Origin of the sequence: Bradyrhizobium sp., from assembly GCF_049691595.1 — a bacterium.
Lineage (GTDB): Bacteria > Pseudomonadota > Alphaproteobacteria > Rhizobiales > Xanthobacteraceae > Bradyrhizobium.
This window is the reverse complement of the sequence record NZ_JBAVNZ010000024.1, coordinates 1-5725: the sequence shown is the minus strand read 5'-3', so window position 1 is coordinate 5725 and position 5725 is coordinate 1. Positions and strand designations below refer to the sequence as shown.

Below are 5725 nucleotides of genomic sequence, written 5' to 3'. Positions count from 1 at the left end.
ACAAGGTCGATGCGGTCACTGATGCGAAAGCGTTCCAAAAGTTCTTCACCGACAAGTTTCCAAAGCTGAAGTTGGCGGACTTCGTCAACGGCCCCTATTCGATGAACGAGGATTTGCACCGGCAGTGGGAAGAGAAGGAACAGTTCCCGCCCTACGAGTTCGCGCTCGAAATGGGCAAGGAAATGTTTGCCAGGCCGTTCAAGAACGGCAAAAGCTACGGCGATTGCTTTCCCAACAAGGGCATCGGCATCCGCCAGAACTATCCCTACTTCGACGACAAGGAAGGCAAGGTCGTCACGCTCGAACTGGCGCTTAATCGCTGCCGCGAGGCCAATGGCGAGCCGCCGTTCTCCTATGTCAAGGACGAGATGGCGGCGCTGACCGCCTATATGGCGTCCACCTCGCGCGGCAAGCTGATGGACATCAAGATCCCCGATGATCGCCGCGCGCTCGAGGCCTACCAGAACGGCAAGCGCTATTTCTACACCCGCCGCGGCCAGCTCAACTTTTCCTGCGCCACCTGCCATGTGCAGAGCCCGGGCCAACGCATTCGCGCCGAGGTGCTGGCGCCCGCGCTGGGTATTTTGAACGCGATGCCGATCTACCGTTCGGAATGGAGCGGCATGGGCACCACCAGCCGGCGCTTCACCACCTGCAACAGCCAGATCCGCGCCGTGCCGCTCAATCCGCAGGACGATGAATATCGCGATCTCGAATATTACCTGTCCTATGTCAGCAACGGGCTGCCGATCTCCGGCCCGGGAGCGCGGCCATGAAGTTGACGATGTTGCAATCCATGCTGATCACCATGCTGACGTTCGCCGGAGCGATGCCGGCCGTGGCCGCTGGTTCGGAGGCGGATTTCAAGACGGCCTATGCGGCGGCGGACGCCGCCAACAAGGAAGCCGCCGGCTTGCGCAATCAATGGACCACCACCGCGGCGGCACTGGCGGCGGCAAAGAGGGCCGCCGACAGCGGCGACTTCGACACGGCGACCGCGTCAGCAAAGGAAGCCGAAGCGCTTGCGAAAGCTTCGATCTTCCAGGCCACCAGCGAGAAGGAACGCTGGAGGGATATGGAAATACGTTGAGCCCGTCTGCGACGCGCGGAGACCCCCTATGACCATCCGCCGCCGGGAATTCATCACCCTCGCGGGCGCCGCCGCGCTGTTCGGCGGGCGCTCGCGCGGAGCGCGCGGTGCCGACAATTCCGGCGTCTATGATCTCGAACGCTTCGGCAATGCGCGCATCCTTCATATCACCGACACGCATGCGCAGCTTAAGCCGGTCTATTTCCGCGAACCGAGCGTCAATCTCGGCGTCGGTCCGATGCAGGGCAAGCCGCCGCATCTGGTCGGGCACGCTTTTCTCAACCGGTTCGGCATCCGGCCCGACAGCGCCGACGCCTATGCCTTCACCAGCATCGAATTCGAAAAAGCCGCCGTCCGGTTCGGCAAGCTCGGCGGCTTTGCCCATCTGAAGACGCTGATCGACCGGCTGCGCGGCGATGTCGGGCCCGGCCGCTCGCTGCTGCTGGACGGTGGCGATACCTGGCAGGGCTCGGGGCTCGCCAACGCCATGCAAGGCGTTGACATGGTGGAAGCGGCGAACCTGCTCGGAATCGAGGCGATGACCGGCCATTGGGAGTTCACCTATGGCGAAGCGGCGCTGCGCGACAATCTCGAGCGCTTCAAGGGCGAATTCCTGGCGCAGAACGTCTTTCTGACCGAGGAAGCCGCCTTCAACGACGCCAGGGCCTTCGATCCGGCATCTGGCCGCGTGTTCAAGCCGTCGATCATCAGGGAGATCGGCAGCTATCGTGTCGCGGTGATTGGACAGGCATTCCCCTACGTGCCGATCGCCCATCCCAGGCGCTTTACGCCGGACTGGAAATTCGGCATCCGCGAGGAGGAACTGCAGCGGTTGGTCGATCGACATCGCAACACCGACAAGGTCGATGCCGTGGTGCTGCTGTCGCATAACGGCATGGATGTCGATCTCAAGCTTGCCAGCCGCGTCGCCGGCATCGACGTGATTCTCGGCGGCCATACCCACGACGCCGTTCCGCAGCCGATTTCGGTGACCAATCCGGGCGGCGTCACGCTGGTCACCAATGCCGGCTCGAACGGAAAGTTTCTGGGCGTGCTCGATCTTGAACTCGCCAAGGGCAAGGTCAGCGACGTGCGCTACCGGCTGCTGCCGGTGTTCTCGGAATTGCTGAAGCCCGATGCGGCGATGGCCACGCTGATCGAGAAGATGCGCGAGCCGCACGCGGCAGGCTGGGGTGACAAGATCGCGACCGCCGACCGCCTGCTCTATCGCCGCGGCAACTTCAGCGGCACCGTCGATCAATTGATCTGCGATGCGATGCGCGGCGAATTGAACGCCGAGATCGCACTGTCGCCGGGCTTCCGCTGGGGCTTGACCGCGCTGGCGGGTCAGACGCTGACGATGGAAGACCTGCTGGCGGAAACCGCGATCAGCTACCCGGAAACCTATCTGCAGAGCATGACCGGCGGCCAGATCAAGGACGTGCTCGAGGACGTCTGCGACAATCTGTTCAATACCGACCCCTATTATCAGCAGGGCGGCGACATGGTCCGCCTCGGCGGCCTGTCCTATACTTGCACGCCCGCGGAACCCGTCGGCAGGCGGATTTCCGATCTGAAGCTCGATGACGGCCGCCAGCTCGAAGCCGGCAAGAGCTACAAGGTGGCGGGATGGGCCTCGGTGAATGAACAGGCCGGCGCTCCGGTGTGGGATGTGGTGGCCAGCCACCTGCGCTCGGGCAAGTCGCCGAGCCGGCAGCCGCCCGGCGTCAGCTTAAGGGGCGTCGAGGACAATCCGGGCATCGCGGGGCTGGGATGAGCCATTTTGCCGGATATCGACGGTCGATCCTGCCTGCCTTCGGCAGCGCCATGATCGCGGCGGTGCTGGCGGCAACCGTCTCATCGGCCGCGAAAGCCCAGCCGGCGCCGCTGCCGGACAAGCCGTTTGCCGAGCACCGCATTGTGTTGCAGCTCTCCGACAATGACCCGAAGAAACAAGGTCTCGTGATCAGCGTCGCCTACAATCTGCTCAAAGCGTACGATCCCGACAAGGTTGCCATCGAGGTGGTGACGTTCGGTCCGGGGATCGACCTGCTGCGCCCGGAGAATGCCAATCGCAAACTGGTCGAGAGCCTGATCGCGCAGGGCGTGCGCTTCGACGTCTGCCTCAATACCGTGGATACGATGGAGCGCGAAAGCGGCAAGCGGCCGGACATCATTCCCGTCGCGACCGCGGTTCAGGTCGGCGTCGGGCAAATACTGGCGTTAACCGAAAACGGCTATACTTTGGTTCGACCTTAGGGGGCATCATGAAAAATCTTCTTCGTCGTTTGAGCGTTCTGGCCTTTATGTCGCTGTCGTTTGTCACAGCCGGGCTTGCCGCCGACGTCAAGCAGCATCGCCTCGCCATTCAGGTGGATCAAAATGATCCCGCCGTCATCAATCTGACGCTGAGCAATATCACCAACGTCATCGAGTACTATCGGGCAAAGGGGGAGAACGTTGATGTCGATCTGGTTGCGTATGGCCCCGGACTGAACATGCTGCGCGCCGATAAATCTACAGTGCAGGACCGCATCAAGCACCTCAAGGACTTCGCCTTTCCTGGCAAAATCCAGTTTTCGGCATGCAACAACACCAAGATAAACATGGAAAAAGCCGAGGGAGGCGCCATCACTTTGGTGCCTGAGGCAACCATCGTCGACGCAGGGGTGGTTCAGTTGATGGAATTGCAGGAGCAGGGCTGGAGCTATATCCGGCCGTAGCAGACAGAACTCGGAGTCAACACAGAATCACCATGCGCAATCCCATCCTGATCGCTGCGGCCCTTCTGGCGCTCGCCATGCCACCGGCGGTGGCGGGCGACGACGCCGTCGTCGTCTATAAATCGCTGTCGCCGGAAGCAGCGCTCGAGGCGGCGCAGGCCGCGCTGAAGAAATGCCGCGACAATGGATTTCAAATCGCGGTCGCCGTGGTCGATCGCTTCGGCCAACCGCAGGTGATGTTGCGGGATCGCTTCGCAGGTCTCCCCGCTCCCGACACCGCCGGCAGCAAGGCCTATACCGCCGTGAGCTTTCGTGCCGCCACCGGCGATCTCGCGAAGTTGATACGCGCAGGCCAACTGGACTCCGGCCTTGCCCGATTGCCCCGTGTCGTCATGCTGGCTGGCGGACTGCCGATCGAAGCCGGCGGCGCCTTGCTCGGCGGCATCGGCGTCTCCGGCGCCCCTGGCGGCGACAAGGACGAGGAGTGCGCCAAAGCGGGGCTTGACGCCATCAGAGACAGGATTGATTTCTAGAGGGCGGGCGGCGCGGCCTGGAAAATCAGCTATGGTCCTGAAATAATACGGTAGCAGTCAACCATGATCTTTCGCCAGTTGTTCGACAGCGTTTCCGGCACCTACAGCTATCTCCTGGCCAGCCGGGCCGGCGGCGAGGCGCTGATCCTCGATCCCGTGCTGGAAAAAGCCGACCGTTACTGCCAGTTGCTGCGCGAGCTCGATCTGCGGCTGGTCAAGGCGGTCGATACCCATTTGCATGCCGACCACGTCACCGGACTTGGCGAACTGCGCGACCGCACCCAGTGCATCACCATCATGGGCGAGCAGAGCAAGGCCGATGTGGTGTCGATGCGGGTCTCCGACGGCGACAGGGTGACGATCGAGGGCCTGAGCCTCGACGTCATGTACACGCCGGGCCATACCGACGATTCCTACAGCTATCTGATGGGCGACCGGGTCTTCACCGGCGACACGCTCTTGATCCGCGGCACCGGCCGCACCGATTTCCAGAACGGCAGCGCGCGGGCGCAATATGATTCGATCTTCCATCGGCTCTTGAAGCTGCCCGACGAGACCATGGTGTTTCCCGCCCACGACTACAAGGGCGATACGGTTTCCACCATCGGCGAGGAACGGCGCTACAATCCGCGGCTGCAGGTGCGCTCAGTGGATGAGTATGTCGAGCTGATGGCCAATCTGAAACTGCCCAATCCGAAGATGATGGATGTCGCGGTGCCGGCCAACATGCATGTCGGCCTGCATCAGGAAGACCTCGCCAGACAGGGCCTGTCGTTCACCGCCCGCGAGGCGATCGACCACCTCGGCCGCCCGGATATCCTGTTGGTCGATCTTCGCGAGAACAGTGAACGCGCCAAGCACGGCATGCTGCCCGGCGCGCTGCACGCGCCCTATCCCGGCATTGGCGAAAGCCTGCAGCCCGGCGGCATGCTGCGCGAAGTGGCGACGGCGACCGGGCGGCGCGTGGTGTTCTTCTGCGCCTTCGGCGAACGCTCGGCGATGGCGGTGGCTGCTGCCGGAAAGGCCGGCCTTGCCAATACCGCCCATATCGAAGGCGGCATCGACGCCTGGAAGAAAGCCGGCGGACCAATACTTACCGGCTGACCCGTTTCAATTCCGCCGTCAGCACATCCAGCGCTTCCGCCAGCATCACGCCGCCGCAGACGGTCAGCCGTTCCGGAAGCACGATGCGTTTTTGCAACGGGTAGAAGCGCTCCAGTGCGGGATGCAACAGAAAGGCGCGGCCGTCATCCTCGGCGCGGTCGCCGGCCTCCGACAACAGCAGGAAATCAGGCTTTGCCTCGACGATCGCCTCGAGCGAGGCGAAGCCGCCGGCAGCAGCGCCGACCCTGGAGGCCGCGTTGAACAGCCCGGTCTCG

7 protein-coding genes and 1 pseudogene are annotated in these 5725 nt (G+C 62.8%); 7 read left to right on the top strand and 1 reads right to left on the bottom strand.

The genetic code is table 11. The features are described from left to right. The 7 genes from soxA to WCE35_RS00945 form a co-directional block, all read left to right on the top strand. A partial coding sequence (gene soxA, locus WCE35_RS00975; RefSeq protein WP_424591478.1) for a sulfur oxidation c-type cytochrome SoxA occupies nucleotides 1-776 on the top strand: 776 nt, incomplete at its 5' end. Continuing rightward, nucleotides 773-1090, top strand: coding sequence for a hypothetical protein (locus WCE35_RS00970; RefSeq protein WP_424591477.1), 318 nt, complete (start codon nucleotides 773-775; stop codon nucleotides 1088-1090). The genes soxA and WCE35_RS00970, both read left to right, overlap by 4 nt. A gap of 28 nt (nucleotides 1091-1118) precedes the next feature. After that, nucleotides 1119-2867: a thiosulfohydrolase SoxB gene (gene soxB, locus WCE35_RS00965; protein WP_424591476.1), complete on the top strand. Its 1749-nt coding sequence runs from the start codon at nucleotides 1119-1121 to the stop codon at nucleotides 2865-2867. Beyond that, nucleotides 2864-3349 carry a hypothetical protein gene (locus WCE35_RS00960; RefSeq protein WP_424591475.1) on the top strand — a complete coding sequence of 162 codons (486 nt, stop codon included), beginning with the start codon at nucleotides 2864-2866 and terminating at the stop codon, nucleotides 3347-3349. Before soxB ends, WCE35_RS00960 begins: the two co-directional genes overlap by 4 nt. Nucleotides 3350-3357: 8 nt before the next feature. Further along, nucleotides 3358-3813: a hypothetical protein gene (locus tag WCE35_RS00955; RefSeq protein ID WP_424591474.1), complete on the top strand. Its 456-nt coding sequence runs from the start codon at nucleotides 3358-3360 to the stop codon at nucleotides 3811-3813. A 32-nt stretch (nucleotides 3814-3845) separates the two neighbouring features. Next, nucleotides 3846-4346, top strand: coding sequence for a GlcG/HbpS family heme-binding protein (locus tag WCE35_RS00950; RefSeq protein ID WP_424591473.1), 501 nt, complete (start codon nucleotides 3846-3848; stop codon nucleotides 4344-4346). Nucleotides 4347-4409: 63 nt separating this feature from the next. After that, nucleotides 4410-5450 carry an MBL fold metallo-hydrolase gene (locus tag WCE35_RS00945; RefSeq protein WP_424591472.1) on the top strand — a complete coding sequence of 347 codons (1041 nt, stop codon included), beginning with the start codon at nucleotides 4410-4412 and terminating at the stop codon, nucleotides 5448-5450. On the opposite strand, the pseudogene WCE35_RS00940 reads toward WCE35_RS00945, so the two are convergent. Continuing rightward, a pseudogene (locus tag WCE35_RS00940) lies at nucleotides 5440-5725 on the bottom strand (ABC transporter substrate-binding protein); the annotation flags it as partial. The gene WCE35_RS00945 and the pseudogene WCE35_RS00940 sit on opposite strands and share 11 nt — an antisense overlap.